The organism is Nostoc sp. ATCC 53789 (assembly GCF_009873495.1).
In the GTDB taxonomy this organism is placed as follows: Bacteria; Cyanobacteriota; Cyanobacteriia; order Cyanobacteriales; family Nostocaceae; genus Nostoc; species Nostoc muscorum_A.
Map to the genome: position 1 here is coordinate 12,597 of NZ_CP046712.1, position 19,556 is coordinate 32,152.

Consider the following 19,556-nt stretch of genomic DNA (forward strand, 5'->3'; position numbering starts at 1 on the left):
AGTGTCTGAGACGACAATTTTTCGTAAAAACTAGCAGCATAACCATAGTTTTTTTTTACCAATCTGATTGTAGAAAGCACTTCTTGAAAAGCTGACCACATCTTACAGCAGTTTTCGATCAAACCCGCCACAAAAATAAATCCTAAAACAAAGCCTAGTATTGCTTTTAGTTGTGGCACGTTTGATTGCAATTCGCTGTATTTTCAGCCAAAACGTCAATTTTACCGTTTTGGCACGGTGATGCCTAGTTGGACAACAGCTATACCTATGCGATGGCAGATCGCACTTTAGCTCAGGATTGAGTTAAACTCAACCTCGTTATCTCTCGCATTGGTGCAGTAGGGATCTCGCCAGATCAACTGGCAAGTAGACACTTTTGACAGCAGTAAAATCGAACCATTATGAACCTCTGTAAAGGCTGTAAGTATGGAGTTAAATTCTGAACCGACATCGCAATCCACTCAAAAAGCCGACACTCAGGTGAAAATCACACGGCATGATTTACTCCGGATGGTTGAAGAGAACGGTGGTCCAGAGGGACTTGACTTATCAAACGCTGATTTATCGGGAATAGACTTAAGCAGTAGCAGTATAAGTCGCGATTTGCAAACGCTTCAGGTGCAAAAGAAAATTCACCTTCCTGTTTGGGCAACAGAGATAGTGAAGACAAGCCCTAGTGGTGCAGCCATGTGGAAACTCAATCTGACTAAGGATGACGGAGCACCTCTTTCCCCAAAAGAAATTTCAAGTTCTCTTCGTTATGGCGTGAATCTCAAAGGCGCAATCCTGAGCGGAGCCGACTTGCAAGGAGCAAATCTTGAAAGAGCTGAATTGACAGGTGCCGATTTAGTTCAGGCAAATTTAGAGAGCGCAAATCTATGGGCATCTGTACTCGATAATGCCAATCTGTGGCGTGCAAATCTAAAAAATGCTTATCTTGCTAAAGCTAGTTTTCAAGAAACTATTGTATCAAATGCTAATTTGGAAAATGTCAATGCACCCTTCACGGACTTTAATCGAGCAGATTTCTCTGGAGCCAACTTGAATAATGCATCTTTTTACGCTGCAAATCTATCAGAGGCGAAGCTAAACGGGGTGTTTTTAGGAAGAACTAGCTTATGGCGAGCGAACCTGCGAGATGCACAGATATCAGTTAAGAGTATTGGTACAAGTGTGTTACAAGAAGATCCAGAAGCATTTATGGCACACTTGGAGCATCACTTAGGTTCGGAGCAGACATCACAATCTTTTACTAAACCCTTTAAGCGCCGTTTTAGTGAGGCACGAGATGTCTATTTGGCATTGAAAGCAAACTTCTCTGACACCGGAGATAACTTGGCAGCAAGTTGGGCACATTTCAAAGCACGGGAGATGCAAAAGCACACCCATCATCCTCAACGAGCGGGGTTTTGTTACTATCGCGAATTGCCACAAAACGCATCATCCCGGATTTCTCCGCGTTTATGGTGGTTTTATTTCAAGCACACCGTTCACTGGCTACTCAGTTGGGCTGCGGAGTTATCCTGTGGATATGGTGAACAACCCTTCAGAGTTATTGCTTGTTCAGCTGTTATTCTTCTGGTCTTCCCTTTTCTATATGCCTTAGGAGGTGGTGTAATTAACACGTCAGGGCAACCATTACGGTGGGTTGACTATTTCCATTACAGCTTGGCTGCATTTAGCACAATTGGATTTCCCGATTTGGTTCCTGCTAGTGATGTTGCTAAACTGCTCACTAGCCTGGAGGCTTTGTTGGGGATTGCGAGTATATCACTACTCATGTTTGCGTTAGGCAATCGGATAAGTCGTGCATGAAGAAAGTGGGTTTAGATGACCGTTCAGAGTTCAGCTTGGCGTTAAAACAACGGGAAATCAAAGGTTTTGAAAATTTGCTTGACATAACTTTACAAGGTGTCCCGTTTGCCACATATCTTGGCTCAATACCTGTTTGGCATTGTTTCAAGATGGACGTATTTATTAATTGATAGCTATTCTCAATAACTTCTGAGTGGCGCGTCTCTCAACGAAAGAATAGGGCTTGTGGCGTAGTAGACTGTCCATAATAAGGCGCGTACACCGGACACTAACCCTGCGAATAAATGAGGCCGCCACCCCCAACTCGTCTACCGAACAAACATTACAGGTCTAGAGAATACCTGACACCAAGCGAGGTGCGAAGCCTTCTTGATGCCGCACTCGAACGCAAAGCTCGTTATTCTCACCGTGATTATACACTGATGTTGCTCATGTTTCGCCACGGTCTGAGGGTGGGGGAAGCTGTAGGGTCTAAATGCGGTTTAAGGTGGGATGCCCTGATGTGGGCGGAACGTCAGATTTTCATCACCAGGGAAAAGGGCAGTGATTCAGGGGTGCATCCCTTGAGAGACGATGAATTAGTTTTGCTCAAAGAACTCAGAGAGATGTTGCCTGATAGCAAATATATTTTCGTTTCCGAGCGTGGTGAGGTGATGTCTACTGATGCGGTGCGAAAGCTGCTTGGGCGGCTGGCAGCGCAGGCAGGACTTGATATCAAAGTTCACTGTCACATGATGCGCCACGCCTGCGGCTACTATCTGGTGAATCAGGGTTACAACACTAGAGAAATTCAGGACTTCCTGGGACACCGCGATATCAAGCACACTGAAAAATATACAAAGCTCAACGCTCGACGCTTCCTGAATTTTGATTGGGGTGATTTGTAAAAATTCTGGTCATAGCTGCGCTCTTCTTCAATCTCTCAGAGGTCATCGCTCTCTTGCGGCTCTGGAGTGATATTTGGGTGTGACTGAGCAGCAGAAAGAAAATGCCATCTCCACTTTAGTTTTTTAAGTCAGTAAGGTACTGTTGCGTGTTGTCCTGCTAATAAAAAATCGACTTGTTGACTAAAGTTTATTAATTGTGTGCAAAAGCGAAACTTTATAAACTTTGATAAAAAATAAAAAACTGATTACGAATTTAGATGTATGCTGCTGAAAACGGCTAAAACTGCGCTGCTGTACGGCAATTGTTACTTTTTTGCAAAAGTTGAGATATCAAGTATGACCAATGTTTGGTACTGGGTTAAAGGTCTAGGAATTGCAATAAGTGGTGCAATAGTTTTCTCTGGAAACTCTGCTATTGCCAAAGTTAACCAGGATGGTAATCTACCCAATAATTATGGTGTTGCAATACAGGAAAGTATCACAATTCTTAAAGGTGTAACCCAATTTGAAAGTAACCTTTCTCGTAGTTTAAAACAGTTTTCTGTTCTTACTGTAGACACAGGCTACTTCAACAAAAAGGCTTTTTGTAACACCAATGTTTTATTTGTAGTTAGCAGCACGAGTAGTCTCAACTTTACCGATGCTAATAAGTTCAGTGCCACAGTTTACCAACATCACCTGAATAAATCTAATTTCGAAACGGTAGTTGAAAATTATCCTGTATCAAGAGATAATATTCGAAAATTTAATTACACTATCGACAACACTCTAGTTCAAAATACAGATGGAGATGCTGTTGGAGTCCAACAAGCCCAGGAATTTTTACAACCAATTCCTTCTAAACGCATTGTGCAAATGTTTTGCTGTATGGATAAACTTGGACGTTGCGTTCCTTGCCCATAATTCATGTAATCGTGCTTTAGCCGAATTAGGAAAAGTAATCAAAACTATTTGTGCCAATAAGGGGTTTTTTGTATGTTCCCTCGAAAAGGGGGAATAGCAAAAACAAGGTTTGGCATTATTCCCTTCAAATCCTTGTCAGCAAAGCTTCCCCTCCAACGTGTCTTAGAAACTATACTCTTTGAGACATACCTAAATCATGTCTCTTTTTATGTCTCAAAAAGCAATTCTTAGATCCTAATCGGACTAATGATACTCTCCCAAAGCATAGCTCTATGAAGGTTTGCGCTGATTAAAAGGTAAAGCACCATTCAAGATTAAATTCCTTAATCCCCCTTTTCGAGGGTTTGTACAAAAAAAACCGAAATGGTTATGAAGGGAAATGTCGGGAAATATGTAGTTAAACGACATCTCCTCGGACGGGGCAAGGGAGCAACTAGCCAAAAATTAGCGATCGCCGCGTGATAGACTGTTGATACTCACGCCCCGGCGAGAGCGATTGCTTGCAGGTTAATCTGGCGCTAAATGCCTTAGAGTATAAGCTTTTAACCCCATGTCGTCTTCCCCTTCATTTTCCCTCTTCTTCAGATGCACTAAAACCATCCAGAAATGCCAACCCCGCTTTGTAGAAGACATTATTGTCTACATAGTGCTTAGCTGCCTCGCTTAATGCTGCTTTCCCACCGTTAAACCAGCGTTCTCGAGTCAATAGTTGTCGCCGAAATTTTTGCCATTTTGTCGGTTGATTAACTCTAATTTCTTCAAATTCTGCCTCAATAATTTCCTGAGCTTCTGCCTCAGTTGCAGTTGGATAGTTTTGCTGCAATGTCTTCAAAATTTGAGTGATCTCGGTTAACGCCTGAGCAAAGCCTGGATCAGATGCATATTTCTTAGCGATAACTTCACCTGGATTATTCTCAATAATCTGAACTACATCAGCTTTAATACTATATTTACTACTATCTGACATTGTTTTGGAAGGTTGGAGTTTAACTTCATTTATAGCATTTTCCATTTTACTGATTGGTGACTTGTGAAGAAGTTGCTCAAAGTCGAAATCACTAACTAATCTTTGGACACTCACCATTTGATAACTGACTTGACATTGAATCTGCTTTTGTTTGTCATCCAAAAATTTGTAGAGTATCTCCAAAGGATAGAAATGGGGAGTTTGGCTATAATTGCATTCTATGCAATTGCAGGGAACCAGTGTTTTGTATTTTAAACGTTTATAAGAAGCGTAAATTTTTTCTAATTCATGTTTAACAATAGTTAATAAATCTCGCTTTCGCTTGCCAAATACACGAATTTTTATTTCTCCCTTATGAGAACGGTAATACTCAATCACCTCTGCGCTGGCTTCATCTTTGATCAAAACTACACCACTTCTCCATACACAGGTTTGTCCCTTAATCCAAGGATGCATCTCGACAATAAACCGTGTGAGTATGCCCTTGGGCATGAATTCATATTCATAACGTAAGAAAAGGTTATCAGTTTCATCCCATGCATATTCTGGTTGGTTAGGACTGAGTAGTTGAGGAGCAATGTAGATGCCTGGGCAGCTAGGGATCTCATAGCACAGCTTGAAGTTCATCATTAGCCGTAGTAATTCTGCTCGCATAGTGGCGTACTGATCTCCACACCATATGTTTGCTAGATCAGTGCGATCAAATTTGCCAAGGTTTTTAATGACTTGCTTATTATCAAGTACGTTGTAGACAGCATCTGTACCCCAAGTAGGTTTGAGAATCACCGTCTTCATCAAAAGGTCATCCTCTTGGAAGTGAAGACACACTCCTAAATCATGCAGGTAGCCACTGAGTTGGAGCTTATCTTCTAGCTTGGTAAACCCATTTTGATTACAAATATCGAGGTATTCGTCCAAACCAATATAGCTGCGTGGATCTTGTTCTAAAACTTCTCGTACTTGCACCCAAGTTTTTGGAAGTTCAGTCCCAACATGAGGCAATTGACGAAGATAGTGTTGAATAGTGATAAGGATTTCTGACAAACCGCGATTTGTAGCGAGGTTAGTAGCAAGGATATCCTTAAGATGAGTAAACTCACCGCGTAATTGACGCTCGTTTATTTCTCGCTGGCGATCCTGTTTCTCATTTTTTACGATGAGTAAGGGACTATTACCGCTAAGCAGTTCAACAACTCTTAACCAATAGTAGAAATCAGTATCCTCTTTACGGGTATCTGCTACCAAAGCGTATAGAGAACGTTTCGTAAGGAAGAACTGGTGGGTAGCATGATAAATTTCCTGACCTCCAAAATCCCAAATATTTACACGATAGTCCTTACCATTATCAAGGCGAAAATGCCACTGAATTACATCAATTCCTTTGGTTGAGCCTTCATCATGTTGGAGTGAATAATTTGGGTCTTGAATTTTTTTCGCTAGTGATGTTTTGCCTGCCGCAGCTTCTCCAATGATGATCAATTTAGCTTCATATAAATGATCTTTTGCTTGTTCTAACTGCTCGTAAAAATTGATAATTCCTTTTAACCCTTTTTCTTGGATTTCAGGGGGAACTTCTGGTAATAAATTATTTTCTAGGTAAAGTGTGCGGAGTTTGGTAAGTTGCAAAATTGCCTTTGGCAACTTGATCAGCTTATTACTTCGGATATCTAGCAATTTGAGCTTAATAAGTTGACCAATTTCTGATGGCAGTTGAATTAACTGATTCTCACCTAAATTCAGTGATTCTAGATTTGTAAGTTGACCAATTTCTGATGGCAATTGAATTAACTGATTGGCGCGAAAATTGAGCAATTCAAGATTAGATAGTTGACCAATCTCATGTGGTAGTTTGCTCAGTTGATTAAAGCGGCAGTCTAGAGATTTTAGGTTAATGAGTTGACCAATCTCTGGTGGTAAGACACTTAGTTGACTGAAATGGAGATTGAGTGTTTGTAGATTGGAGAGTTGACCAATCTCAGGTGGTAATTCACTTATCTGAGTGTAGCTAAGGTTAAGTGATTGTAGATTCTTCAGCTTGCCAATTTCTGGGGGTAGATTCCTTAATTTATTTCCCTTCGGTTCTCCTTCCTCTCTATCCCACTTTCCTAAAACGAGTGTTTTAAGATGAATAAGCTGCTCAATCTCAGGTGGTAGGAATGTTAACCTATGACCAGCAAGATCCAGTTCGGTTGCTTCTTTTTTAGCTGCAATTTGGATGGTTTGAAGCAATTCTTGCTCTGTCATAGACGGTTCATGTTTAGGCTAGAGTGGTTGCTTGCAATAATCATGAATGATGACAATACTGCTCGGTTAAGCTTAGAACCAGCAGAGAGAACTTACAAATTGTATCAATACAAATTGTTACAAGCTTAACGTGGTAAGGCTTAACTTGATGACACGAATTTGTCTCAACGGCATTTAATTTGTCACTGTACACGTGTTATGGCTGTATGAGTCAGATAATCTAGATTAAAGAATAAATAATCAAGAATATAGAATATATTATGTATAATATTTGCCACATAGGCAAACTGAGTCAAATGTAAACGTGACCCAAAAACTGGCTGTCTTCAACATGAAAGGAGGGGTGGCGAAATCGACCACCGCTTACAATTTAGCTGTGGGCCTGGTCAAGTTTAAAAAGCAGCGGGTATTAGTTATTGATATTGACCCACAAGGAAACGCTAGTGCTGCATTAGGGATTCCCATCTGGCAGCTAGAATTTCAGCTAAAAGATGTGTTGCAGCACAAGGTTCCGCTAGCACAGGTACTGGTGACAACTGCTAGTGGTGTAGATGTAATACCATCTAACATCTTGCTGGCAGAAGAAGAAATTCCAATATCTGGTCGTCCAGGCAGAGAACTGCTACTCAAAAAAGCGATCGCTCCAATATTAGATAAATATAATTTTGTGCTGATAGATTGTCCGCCTAACGTGGGTGTGTTTGCCATCAACGCACTGATGGCCAGCGATGGGGTAATCATCCCAGTAGACATGAGCTATTTGGGATTGTTGGGCGTTCAAGGAATTGAACACGCCCTAACTTTGGTTAGAGATCAGCTAGATCATCCCATTGCCATAGCAGGTGTGCTGGCAACTCGGTATGACCGCAGGAACAATCTTAGTAAAGAAGTTTTGGATGCCCTAACTGAGCATTTTGGCTCAAAGATGTTTAAAACGGTGATTCCTGAGACGGTGAAAATCCGAGAAGCACCTTCTCACGGGCAATCTATCTTTGAATACGACCCAAACGGTGTAGGTGCTTCTTCTTATCGGGAATTAGTTAATGAGGTTTATAAATGGCAGTAAATAAAAATAAGTCGCGTTCGGTTCTGGGTGCTAATCCTTTAGCAAAAGGGGTTTTCAACAAAACTGAGGTAGAAACTCAGTCTACTGAAGAAATAATCAATAATCAAGAATCTAGATTCTTGATTAAAGGTGATAGAGAAGCAGTGAATTTGCGCCTGCCCATCGAACTGAACGACTGGCTCAACGATCTACTAAAAAAAGGTAAGCGCAAGCATGGTGCTAAAGTACCGAAGGAAGTTTGGGTGCAAGCTGCTTTGGAATTGTTCAAGGCAATGCCCGTAAACTGGGAAGAGATTGATTCAGAGGAGAATTTGCAGTCAGCACTATTGAATCTAGAAACTAGAATAAAGAATATAGAAAATATTTAAGCATAAGCTCTAAGGAACATTCCAAAGGTTTTTATGAACAAGATGGTAACGGTTGTATTTGATGGAAATGTTTTGCGCCCAGATGCGCCCTTGGGTTTGACACCGAACACGCGTTATGTCATTACAATTCAAGAATTAAAATCCCCATTACCCGATGGGGATGCTTGGGATGTGCTGGAGGCAATGGTAGGAACTGTTGAGGCATCTGAGGACTGGTCTAGTGAACACGATCATTATTTGTACGGTACTCCTAAGAGCAATTTAGGCAATCCATGAGTAATGAGCGCTTGTTTCTGGATACAGTATTTATCCAGGCTTTGTTGAATAAACGCGACCAGTATCATCATCAGGCTAAAGCATTTCTGCCAAGAGTACGAGCGGCAATGGCTGTTTGGGTAACAGAAGCGATATTGGTAGAAGTTGGTAATGCTTTGGGTGCTGTCAATCGCCCAGGGGGAGCGCAATTTATCCAGCAGTGTTATAACACTGCTAATTTACAGGTGGTAACTGTGGATACACCATTGTTTAACCGTGCGTTACAGCTTTATAACGAGCGTCTTGATAAAACTTGGGGTTTGACAGACTGTATTTCTTTTGTCGTAATGTGGGAACAAGGTTTGACAGATGCAGTTACTGCTGATCTACATTTTGTTCAAGCTGGGTTTCGGGCATTGTTGCGCTAAATGAAGCCAGAAGAGTTTGAGCCACCTATTCCACGTTTTGGCTCTTACGTGTAATCGGCAATTGAAACTGGCTCTACAAGAGCCGATGCCTCATGGCTCTTGTAACAATTTTCTCGTGAACGCAGACACACATCTATGAACCTGCGCCAGCTTCAGATACAGTAGCTCCTACATCTGGTTTTACTTCCTTTGCTTTTTTCTCAAAAAGCTGAATTCCTGCGTCAACGATCTCAAACCCGTTTTCTGTTCGTTGGGGGCCCAAATGAGCAGTGATTCCGAAAGTTACGCTAAGGAATTAATGAGCCGTTTTCAATACTGCGATCGCTACGGATAAGACTGTACCAATTGAAGTCTCTGAAATTTAGGAGCTTCAAACCCAAGATGAGCCGTATTAAATTGTTGCACCAAATAATCTATAGGTTAATTGGTACATCAAGAATTACGAAAAATATCGATTTGCAGAATGCTTATCCAGTAAGGATTACAGCCTTGGCGTAACTTTCTGTACGATTGCTCATTTAGCCCCATATCCGTGATATTAGTGTGCATGATATTAGTGTGCATGATATTAGTGTGCATGATATTAGTGTGCATGATATTAGTGTGCGTGATATTAGTGCGCGTGATATTAGTGCGCCGAAAATTTCTTCATAGCATTTAGTCTAAAGTCCATTACCGTATATTAAAGGGGGTAAAGAAAAGCCTTGATTATAGAGCTTCCTTGTTACTTCAAATTTCAGGAATCCTTCCACTCCACCACCTTGAGCAAGTGTTTTCTTTAAGTCCCGCAAAATTTGTCTCCCTACTTTTCGGTTTTGTGTTTGCATGGTGTATATCCGGACATTACCTAAATTCGGTTTATACAAATCTAAATAGTAAAATCCAGATTCGAGGAACTTTTTATCTACCTTGGAATTGACTTGATGAAGGGCTAGGTGAATATCGCACGCCTTAACAATTCCTTCTGAGCAGGGGCTTGGACTTAGTTTAGGGAGAAGTTTATCCCAAATAGCTTCATCCAAAGGTAAATTTGAGATTGGCTCATCGACCGCAATTACTTCCTCTTCAATGTATCCAACAAAACTTTTATCTTGTTTGATATAAAACTGAGACTTTTTAAAGCAGATATCTGCCTCTTGCACAGTTGAAAATTTTTTAGACCAAAGGTGTTGCATTCTCACACAAGAATCGCCACCTATGATATTCTGCTCCGAAAACCCAGAGTCTCTGAAAAAATTTGCCAGTTCTACAGAGATTGAGTTAGCAATCACATGAGTATCACAAAAACCAATTTTAGAACTTGTAACCATGAGTTTATCTTCTAGATTTAGCATCATTATTAATTAACCTCATATTTATTGATATATACGGCGTTTAGATTCTCCTCTCAGGAGGAGTTTTTTAAGAAAATAATGCGTTAACATAGATAGTACGCTTAAGGAAGTTTGCAGAAGTAAAGATACTCCAGCACAACCAATAATTCCCAAATATACTGACTCGTAGTTCTGATTGAGTCTTGCACTATTAATGTAATAACCAATTCCGTGAGAGACATCACCGATTTGCATTTCTGCAACTACTACTAAAATTAGTGACCAGCGCAAACCTTCCCTAGCTGCCAAGTATACACTTTCCGAAATATTACTAAATTTCCATAGCCAAACACCTAGAGATGAGTAACCTAAATTTTCTAGCATTTTTGATAAATCTATGTTCAAACTTAGAAGTACTTTTAAGAGAATTAAAGAAGTAGACAGAGTAGCACCAAAAACTCCTAGAGCAATGATACTGCCAGATTCTAAACCTAAAGCTAAAGAAAAAATCGGCAGTAAAGTTACAGGAGGAATACCGCTCATTGCTTTAATAATTGGCTCAAATCCTTGGCGGAGATTTGTGGATATGCAAAGTAATATACAAATAATTAGAGACAGGCAAAAAGAAATTACAAAAGCACTAGAGGTATGAATATAAGTTTTGATAGAGTCAGTGATTAGACTGCCTCTTGTTAACTCGAACGGTAGTGAAAGTATTACATTTAAAGGAGAAGAAAGAAAGCGCCAGTTTGGAATTGGGGGCTGCCAAGCGAATAATCTCCACACATAAGAAAGTAGCAAAAAATGAGAGTAAGCTATTAATTGCCAAAATAGTAAAATGAGTAAAAAGGCAAAAGTTGCTTTCCAATTAAAAGACTTAATTGTGCTATAAAATAGTACTCTCATTGTAAAAAATCAGTCAATATTCGTCTCAAACTTGTGTATTCTGGGGTATCAATATCTTGAAGCTTCCGAGGATGTGGCTTATCCACAAATATTTCTTTGACAATTTGACCATCTCGAAACAAAAGTAATCTATCAGCCAGAAACAGAGCAGCTTCTAGATCGTGAGTTACTGATAAAACAGTAATACCAACTGTTTGTCTCAAAAATCCAAGAAAAGCTAGAAATGAACCCTTTGTAGAAAAGTCCAACCCATTTGTTGGTTCATCCAAAATCAGTAAGCCAGGGTTGATGCCTAAACCTTGGGCTAAACAGAGACGACGCAATTGCCCCGATGAAAGTGCAGATGGCTTATGTTGAGACACTTCTGTTAAACCAGTTAGCTTGAGTAACAATTTAGTTGTTTTTCGTCTCAATTCTGGATCGTAGCAAATAGTTGCTAAAACAAGGTATAAATTTTCTTCAACTGTTAGCTGAGGTAAAGCGTTGGAACCATCAGCAAACACCATATATCCATTCAATGAGCGTGTTCCTCGAAAGAGATAGTCCCACCAAGACCACTTTGTACGCTTTTGAGTCTGCATTTGTTTCCAAAATTGAGCAATTTTGTGGGCATACTGACTATTCTCGTTAGCTGAAGGTAAAACACGCAAATCTTCTGTTTCCAGCAAGTTATTAACAATAAGTTTGCCTGAGTCGAGCTTGGAATAGCCAGAAATACATCTTAGTAGCGTGGTTTTTCCGCTACCAGATTTTCCAAACAGAACTGTGGATTCTCCTTGATATAGGTTCAGCGATATTCCATTTAAAATGGGCTGCTTGCTGGAGTAGCCGAATTTCAAATTTTCGCAGCTTACTATAATTTTGCGTTTTTGCTGAATCATTTGTTTGGTTTGCATAATCATTACCTTACTAACTTGAAAATACGATTTTTATACACTGTGATGTATGCAGTACATGATGGCTACTTAGATTCAGATGTTGTGGTTGACTTATAAATCATGGAACTAAATTCTTGCGGAGCTTTTTTGAGGGAGCCGTAACGTACAAGTTGATTGGCTACGTACTCTAAACCTGCTTCTGTTGGAGAAGGAAGCACTGTTGGTAGATGAAGTTTTTTAGATTGCTCAAGAGTGAGTTTCACGAAGTTAATGTTAGAGTTATTTTTTTTATTAAAAGAAGGTAGACCTTTAGTCAGAAGCCATTCCTTATCTTTCGATTTTTCCAATCCTTTTGTTAAAGCAGTGATGAATTTTCTAGAGACATTAGAATTCGCTTTTACCCAACTTTTACGTGCTAAATATGTAGTTACTTGCGTTTGTTCATTTCGATAGTAAAATCCATCTTGATCTTTTAATGTTTTAACTTGAGTTTGCAAAAGACCAAGAGTAATGTAAGGCTCCGCAGAAGCTGCCGCATCAACTGTTCCAGATTGCAAGGCTGTCACTTGGTCTGCATGAGGCATTCCAATTAATTGCACATCCTTCTCCTTCAGTCCATTGCGCTCAAGGTAGTCTAGAAGCTCTAAGACATCAGAAGTACGCCCTGGATAACCAACTACAGCTATTTTTTTTCCGCGTAAATCTTTTATCTTTGAAAATTTTGAATTTATAGGGACAATAATTCTGTGTTCTTTGATTTCTGCACTATCTATACTTGCTCCAAATATGCTAACTAAATCATCTGGGACTCCTTTACTGCGAGCCACGACTAAAGAAGGCAGTATGCTAAAAGCTACATCTATATTGTTAGCAGCTAAAGCTTCATTGCCTTCTGGCCCAGACTTAATCATTCGCAACTGAACATCTAGTCCCTGCGCTTTGAAATAACCTTCCTCAACTGCTGTGTAGAGTGGATAAGCAGAGAGCAGAGGTAAATAGCCGACGCGCACGCTGGGAGTGCTACCTGGGGTTTCTGTAAGTGGATTTTGTACAGGGTTACAGGCAATAACTAAAATAGTAATAAAAAAAAGAAATAGCAAATTAATTTGTTTTTTAATAAGCCATTTTATAGAAAAAATATCCCTATAATGTAATATTTTGTTTTGCACAATCATCGCTATCATATATTAATTTATCGTCTTACTAGTCTAATTTTTTTAGAGAAATTCTCTGGCATTTATGTTGAATATTTTTGTATTCCTGAGCAATTAAGTTATATTGTTCATTAGAAAGATACAACCATCCTTTTGAATTTATTGATGCAATCTGATTTTCTAAGCTTCGCATAACTATACCCTCTACTAAGAAATCTCCAAATTTTAATGTAGGATCATTTTCTGTAAGATTGAGATTGTAAAGTACAACATAGGGAGATGGCATCAAAAGCCAAAAATTTGTTTTGACAGGAGTTATTGCAAATTCTATGTTTTCAGCTAGCTTTTCTTTTAATTGTGCCAATTCTGTATCTAAATCATAATCTGAATTTTCATCACAATCTAGATTATGGGGGTCATACAAAGAGTTTTTATTATCCAATTTAAATTTTTCAGCTTGTTGAGAGTACCACTCAATTTCAACAATTCTGCCAAGAGAACGCAACCATTTGTTAATTAGAGCTTCCACCTGATTTTCTTCAAGTGAAGGATGAGATTGAAGCGAAGGAAATATAAATTCATATTTGAAATTTCTAACGATATTATTAGCAATAGAAATAGCAACTTCTTGACTTAATAATCCTAATGGAGGTTCCCAGCCTGCTACTATGGTTATTTGGTTTTTATATCCCTTTTCAGTAGAGTGTTTAGCAAGTTGGTCTTGGTCTCTATGAATAATTTGCCAAGGCATCAACAATCGATTGCAAATATCTCTAGGTCTCAAAGTATCTAGTTCTGGCAGTGCTTTTATTAATTTTGTAACTGCCTCACCTTCTGGAAATTCTTCATATTGATAAGCACGCATCCTGTGTATTTGCCGTGCTGATAAACTCGACTGACTTGCTAGGTCTGTGGATATGTAATCTGTCAATCCTTTTGCAAACTCTAGCTGTTGATGCTTGAGTTGCACAATGGTGTCAATGTATTTCCCAAATGAAGTCGTTTCTGTCATAAACTTGCTTAGGTGCAATACTACCTTGCAGGTTAGCACCATTTATTTTACTTGGCAATAAGTCAAAAATATATATATTGTAATTTTGTCAATTTGACGTAATACGTCAAATTGACAAAATAAAGTATTTTGTAAAACTGACAAAAATGCGGTGTTAACCTATTGACAAAAAGTCAGTATGTTTAATAAAGTGTTATCTAACATACGAAAAAGGAATTTTTGCTATTTCGACAACTTGCCTTAAAAGTAATCTAGCTTTTAAGCTAAAAGGATCATTTTACCAATAAGCATCTGTCAAGGAATTTAGCTGTGTATTCGCATAGCACACCAAATGGAATTGTTGATTTACTAGAACGATGCAAGTGCATTTCCTCAGAGATGATTCGACATACTAAATGTGGGTATGTAGGGCAAATAAGTATTGATAGCAAGCCTGTTCAGCCGAGGAGAAATCATGAATTTATTATCCAATCACTTCCTTGCTCTTATCACGAAATTAGTCATGAAGAGGGATTGATTTGGAGAGCAAGGAAAAAGGTTCCTTTACTTTACTCCCAAATCAATATTCAACATCTATCCAGATACTATGAATCGGTTCTATTTCAAATTTATAAAGCTTCAGGTTATGGAACTCTAAAGATTGAATTCTGGTGTATCGAGCCACACAAAAACTACAAGTTTGTTCATCACTGGTTTTGCTCCTACAGGGAAGTTGCTCTAATTGAACTTAACCCACCTTCCGAATAAGCTCTAAGGAAATAGAAAAAACTATGTAATTACCTTAAAAAGAAGTCTTTAAATCTTTACCTCAGTAAACTGCACAATCGAAATCATTGGCAGAAGCGAGGAATGCTAAAAAATAATACAACTCACCTAGTTCCAGATGGAAAAAACCACAACGGCTAGGGAAGCAGCTTAACATTAAGCACTTCTCTAGCCGTTCTTTTTTAGCAAACCAAATGAAAACATGACCGGACTTCTTATTTCCGTTTCAGTTGCTACGAAACCAAGTTCGCACACCAAAGGCTTTCAAAAAGATTAACCCAGCATTAATTCGCAGTTAGTACTGGGCAAATCCCTAATTCATATTTACCAACACTGATTTGCGGTCAGTGCTGGCAGAGTTTTTCGTGAATTAAAAGGAACCTATCTTATGATATCGAACATCAAAGAGCAATCGTCAATTAAAATTTGTATTGAGACTGCACCAACAGCCCCCACGATAAATATCCAATCGAGTCCACCGTTTGCACCAACACTCTATGAATATCTTGCTTTGCTTCCGGCGTTGCTTACTGCTGTTACTCCATTAATTTTGGGATTAAGGAATAACAAATTTTCGGAGTCAGGCAGACTAAATTCTAAGGGGAACGATTCTTCGGAGTTAGACAGACCAAACAAGGATAAGCATTAAGGGAAGAAGGTAATCCTGCTATCGGTGTGAAATGATCAGTTGTGCAGAAAGTTACTTTAAGGACTTGATGACCCATTTTCAACATCCCGACCAATAGTTCAGCTTCAAGTGCTTATATAGACCACTACTACCAGAATCCAAACAACTCTTAACAAATAGGCCGCGAAGCGAAGTGTCTGCCGATGCCTGCACCGTTTTGGGTAGCTCATCAACGAGTGGATTTGTGGCAGTGGCAGACACCGCTCTTGATTGAGCTTGCTAGGTTTTGAGGTGCGTCATCACCTAGAGGGAAAATCCTTTATTTTGTCTAAGTTCTTGTTGCTGTTCTGATTCTATTATTTGTTGCAATAGACGCTCTGCTTTTTGCCAAAGCTGAATATCTTCTCTTTCTACTGACCCAATATAAATCGGTGAATACTCAAGCTTACCTGACTGGTTTCGGTTGACTGCCACTCGAAAAATCTCACCTCGTTCATCATGGGTAAATACCAGTTCTCTACCCTGCTTCTCCAGAATGGCACGTTTGAATCTAAGGCTATTTGAGCCAGTTTCTCTTAATTGCCAGTTGATGAGTTCAACAGCAATAGGCACAGCTATAGCTAAGAATTCCGATTCAGTACGCTGCTTTTGGTCGAGTGACTGTTCTGGTTCTGACTTTTGAGTTGTCAGTTGATTGCTAGCGATAAGTACCAATTCTCTGGCTTCATCTTGTGTCCATCCGGCTGGACTGGCAAAGATAATTTCTTCAACCTCCAGGGGTGATTTATCATCTATAAGCGCCCGTGTAGCGACTTCTTTATCTCGGTCAGTCACTAATAAGTTTTGCAAGTCGGCGCTGTAATACTTATATAACTCGGCTGAAAGATTATCTTTTAACTTTGGTTTATCTGTGGTTATAGTTGGAGTTTGATTAAGAGCAATTGCGTCTACTGTTTTTTGCGATCTATGGAGTTGCTCCAAATAAACAATCGCAGCTTCCAGGTCGTCGAATATGGTTCTTCCGGCTGATAGCTGCTGCTTATTTTGAGAAATTTGTTGTGTTAATTCTAATACTGTTTCAGTTAATGCTGAAGAGACAGTCGATTGCTCAACATAATCAAAGATTGATAAGATAGCTCTCTTCTCTAGATATGATTGTAACTCAGTCGCAAGCACTGCATCCAGGTCATTAAATGTAGCTTTAGCTGTAACAAGCTGCTCTTTGTATTGAGAAAGTTGTTGCGTTAATTCTAATACTGTTTCAGTTAAGGCAGATTCAACAGTCGATTGCTCAATGTAATCAGAAATTGCATCAACTGCTCTTTGTGATAAGAGTCGTTGCTCCACATCAGCAATCGCCGCTTCCAGGTCGTCGAGTGTGGTTTTATTATTAGCTAGCTGCTGGTGATATTGAGAGAGTTGTTCTGTTAATTCTGGTAACGTTTCAATTAAGGCATCATCAACTGCTGACTGTTCAATAAAGTCAGAGATTGCATCTACAGTTCTTTGTGATAAGAGTCGTTGCTCTTTAAGAGCAATTGCAGCTAATAGGTTGTCGAATGAGGTTCTACCTGCTTCGCTCTGCTGCCGATATTGAGAGAGTTGTTCTGCTAATTGTGGTAACGTTTCACTTAAGGTATCATCAACTATTGACTGTTCAATAAAGTCAGCAATTGCATCCATTATTCTTAGTGATCTAAGTTGCTCTTTTTCAGCAATTGCAGCTAATAGGTCATCGAATGCGGTTCTACCTGCTGATAACTGCTGGTTATATTGAGAGAGTTGTTCTGCTAATTGTGGTAACGTTTCACTTAAGGTTGACTCAACTGCTGACTGCTCAATAAAATTAGCAATTGCATCTACTGCTCTTTGTGATACAAGTCGTTGCTCGACATCAGTAATCGCCGATGATAGCTCGTCGAATGTGGTTTTATTATTAGCTAACTGCTGGTGATACTCAGACAGTTGTTCTGTTAACTGTGGTAACGCTTCAACCAAGGCTGACTCGACTATTGACTGTTCAATAAAGTCAGAAATTGCATCCAAAGTTCTTTGTGATAAGAGTTGCTCCCTTTCAGCAATCGCCGCTAATAGCTCGTCGTATGTGGTTCTTACGGCTGATAAATTCTGATGATACTCAGACAGTTGTTCTGTTAACTGTGGCAATGTTTCAATCAAGGTTGACTCAACTGCTGACTGTTCAATAAAGTCAGCGATTGTATTTATGAGTTCTGAACTAGCTTGTTGTTCTACATCTGATTTATCTGGGTTTGTCTGGTGTTTAGTTTCGGCTAAATTTTGAGCTTTCTTAGGTGATATGGTTGATATTAGCTGTAGATTAACTTGGTTATTATCTACAGATTCTAAGAAATTATTTAAGCGTTCAATTTCGCTATCGTCCCGTAAGGGGTCGTAGTTTATCCCCAATTCTGTCTGAAGCTTTGTAAATGAACACTTATATTTATTGAGATTACCTCCCTGTTTCCAGAGCAAACGAGGGCTACCATCTTCATTAACTGAACCTAAATCAATACCAAACTTGATACCCCTTACCCCGCCGTGACCGTAATAACTAACGACAGCTTTGACTTGATACTCTCTCCATAACTGCTCAATTAGATGGGGCATTGTAGGTTTATCTGCTGCCACTTGCTCAATCGCTCGGCGCATTATTTCTTCTCCTGGAAGTCCATCGCGCTCGACTCGTTCAAGTTGATTGCGGGTCATAGCCTTTTGCTTACTCTCCCAACTGCTTTGGACTGGGGTTAGCTGAAATTCTCGTTCTAGTAGTCGGGCTGAGTGTTCAGAGTGGGCGTAATTATTCCAAGTACGTATGGATTTACCATCTAGGTTATTAACCCTAGATGCAACGATGTGGGTGTGGTCGTGTTCTTTGTCTGAGTGCCGCGCTATAAAGAAGTCATAGGCTGGTACTTCTGTCTCAATAAATTCATTAACTAGCTGGTTTAGTTTGGTATCTGATATTCTTTTATCTGGCTGTTTGACTTGGGATTCATCACCTTGAAGCCGCGACAACACAATGACATTCGCAAAGTGCCGTTGGGATAGATTAGCTAATTCGTCATCATTTAACGTTCTATCTTTTTTTGGTACACTAAGCATTAAGTGATAGCACGGGTCTTTTAGTTTGGGGTTAAGGTGGGCTGATAGGGTAAACTGCTCGACCAGTTCATTGGTACTTTTACCATACATATTCCCGCCAATAATTTTAGCTTTCTCTTTCTCTAAGACGTATTTGGTAGTGCCACGAAATGATTTGTTAGCTTTAACTTTGGTAATCATTGCGCTGCACCTCTACCGTAGATTGAGTGAGTGATTGGCGAGTCTGTTCTAAAAGTGCTGTCAATTCTTCAAGAGTTTTCAGATATGATTTCACCTCAGTAGTCAACGGTTGACTACCAATTTTTACAGCTTCATTAATAGCCCTAGCCTGCTGATTTAGGTTATTACCAATCTTCTTTAACTCGTAGATAGCCTGTCGGTTAAGTTCGGGAATGACTAATTTAGGATGTGGTAGAGGGTAGTCAAATAATCTCGCTCTAATATAGTCGCTTTGCACGACTCCACTGCACCGTTGCTCTAGCCTAGCTTTCTCGGCATAGCTAGCCCTAAACGTGATGGTTACTTCTCGCTTTTCATCTGGTGCTACTGACCGATTGGTTAATGTGTCAGCTAGTTGATTACTGAGATTGGTACGAGGGTCTGGCTGCATAACTAATTAAGCGTTTAGCTCTTTAAATATTTATTTTTTACCGGGTTATTCGCTGTAGCTGCTACGGCGCTTTGCGCCGAGCAGGTAGGCGAATAACCCGGAACCTCTTGTTGACTCATTTCCCCCTTTAATAGACCTGTAAAAAGGGGGTTTGGGGGATACCCCCAACAAGCAACCACGCCGCTTTACCCGGAGGGTAAAGTAGCACGTAGTGCGTTACGGCGTATTGCTTGC

At 39.7% G+C, this 19,556-nt stretch carries 16 protein-coding genes; 8 read left to right on the top strand and 8 right to left on the bottom strand.

Translation table 11 applies throughout. From position 1 onward, the window contains the following. The first annotated feature begins 426 nt into the window (after nucleotides 1-426). From GJB62_RS35835 to GJB62_RS35850, 4 genes are all read left to right on the top strand, one after another. The gene (locus GJB62_RS35835) at nucleotides 427-1,815 is read left to right on the top strand and encodes a pentapeptide repeat-containing protein (RefSeq protein WP_114085635.1); all 1,389 of its coding nucleotides are present in this window, start codon (nucleotides 427-429) and stop codon (nucleotides 1,813-1,815) included. Then, nucleotides 1,812-1,985: a hypothetical protein gene (locus GJB62_RS35840; RefSeq protein ID WP_159402705.1), complete on the top strand. Its 174-nt coding sequence runs from the start codon at nucleotides 1,812-1,814 to the stop codon at nucleotides 1,983-1,985. The genes GJB62_RS35835 and GJB62_RS35840 overlap by 4 nt, the downstream gene beginning before the upstream one ends. A 114-nt stretch (nucleotides 1,986-2,099) precedes the next feature. Further along, nucleotides 2,100-2,702 (top strand): tyrosine-type recombinase/integrase, encoded by a 603-nt coding sequence (locus GJB62_RS35845; RefSeq protein WP_114085636.1) that lies wholly within the window; start codon nucleotides 2,100-2,102, stop codon nucleotides 2,700-2,702. 336 nt (nucleotides 2,703-3,038) lie between these two features. Next, entirely contained in the window at nucleotides 3,039-3,605 is a 567-nt protein-coding gene (locus GJB62_RS35850) for a hypothetical protein (RefSeq protein WP_147262588.1), read from the top strand. Nucleotides 3,606-4,170: 565 nt separating this feature from the next. Here the strand turns inward: GJB62_RS35850 and GJB62_RS35855 are convergent. After that, nucleotides 4,171-6,816 (bottom strand): COR domain-containing protein, encoded by a 2,646-nt coding sequence (locus tag GJB62_RS35855; RefSeq protein ID WP_114085638.1) that lies wholly within the window; start codon nucleotides 6,814-6,816, stop codon nucleotides 4,171-4,173. Between the two features lie 304 nt (nucleotides 6,817-7,120). Between GJB62_RS35855 and GJB62_RS35860 the strand changes: the two genes are divergently transcribed. From GJB62_RS35860 to GJB62_RS35875, 4 genes are read left to right on the top strand one after another with little or no spacing between them, the layout of a single operon-like run. Further along, complete coding sequence (locus tag GJB62_RS35860; protein WP_114085639.1) at nucleotides 7,121-7,882, top strand: ParA family protein; 762 nt, start codon at nucleotides 7,121-7,123, stop codon at nucleotides 7,880-7,882. Beyond that, entirely contained in the window at nucleotides 7,873-8,250 is a 378-nt protein-coding gene (locus GJB62_RS35865; protein WP_114085640.1) for a hypothetical protein, read from the top strand. The genes GJB62_RS35860 and GJB62_RS35865 overlap by 10 nt, the downstream gene beginning before the upstream one ends. 33 nt (nucleotides 8,251-8,283) lie before the next feature. Continuing rightward, nucleotides 8,284-8,526 (top strand): hypothetical protein, encoded by a 243-nt coding sequence (locus tag GJB62_RS35870; protein WP_114085641.1) that lies wholly within the window; start codon nucleotides 8,284-8,286, stop codon nucleotides 8,524-8,526. Then, nucleotides 8,523-8,933 carry a PIN domain-containing protein gene (locus GJB62_RS35875; protein WP_114085642.1) on the top strand — a complete coding sequence of 137 codons (411 nt, stop codon included), beginning with the start codon at nucleotides 8,523-8,525 and terminating at the stop codon, nucleotides 8,931-8,933. The genes GJB62_RS35870 and GJB62_RS35875 overlap by 4 nt, the downstream gene beginning before the upstream one ends. A gap of 662 nt (nucleotides 8,934-9,595) precedes the next feature. Here GJB62_RS35875 and GJB62_RS35880 read toward each other — a convergent pair. The 7 genes from GJB62_RS35880 to mobC all read right to left on the bottom strand — a co-directional run bounded on the left by GJB62_RS35880 (nucleotide 9,596) and on the right by mobC (nucleotide 19,322). Beyond that, entirely contained in the window at nucleotides 9,596-10,270 is a 675-nt protein-coding gene (locus GJB62_RS35880) for a hypothetical protein (RefSeq protein WP_114085643.1), read from the bottom strand. An 18-nt stretch (nucleotides 10,271-10,288) separates the two neighbouring features. Further along, nucleotides 10,289-10,789, bottom strand: coding sequence for a hypothetical protein (locus GJB62_RS35885; protein ID WP_147262589.1), 501 nt, complete (start codon nucleotides 10,787-10,789; stop codon nucleotides 10,289-10,291). A gap of 359 nt (nucleotides 10,790-11,148) precedes the next feature. Beyond that, nucleotides 11,149-12,048: an ATP-binding cassette domain-containing protein gene (locus GJB62_RS35890; RefSeq protein ID WP_159402706.1), complete on the bottom strand. Its 900-nt coding sequence runs from the start codon at nucleotides 12,046-12,048 to the stop codon at nucleotides 11,149-11,151. Nucleotides 12,049-12,113: 65 nt separating this feature from the next. Further along, entirely contained in the window at nucleotides 12,114-13,214 is a 1,101-nt protein-coding gene (locus GJB62_RS35895) for an NrtA/SsuA/CpmA family ABC transporter substrate-binding protein (protein ID WP_114085646.1), read from the bottom strand. A gap of 19 nt (nucleotides 13,215-13,233) precedes the next feature. Continuing rightward, nucleotides 13,234-14,196: a hypothetical protein gene (locus GJB62_RS35900; protein WP_114085647.1), complete on the bottom strand. Its 963-nt coding sequence runs from the start codon at nucleotides 14,194-14,196 to the stop codon at nucleotides 13,234-13,236. Nucleotides 14,197-15,892: 1,696 nt separating this feature from the next. Beyond that, on the bottom strand, nucleotides 15,893-18,892 hold the full coding sequence (locus tag GJB62_RS35910; RefSeq protein ID WP_114085650.1) for a relaxase/mobilization nuclease domain-containing protein: 3,000 nt from the start codon (nucleotides 18,890-18,892) through the stop codon (nucleotides 15,893-15,895). Continuing rightward, the gene (mobC, locus tag GJB62_RS35915) at nucleotides 18,876-19,322 is read right to left on the bottom strand and encodes a plasmid mobilization relaxosome protein MobC (RefSeq protein ID WP_114085651.1); all 447 of its coding nucleotides are present in this window, start codon (nucleotides 19,320-19,322) and stop codon (nucleotides 18,876-18,878) included. The genes GJB62_RS35910 and mobC overlap by 17 nt, the downstream gene beginning before the upstream one ends. Nucleotides 19,323-19,556: the final 234 nt, after the last annotated feature.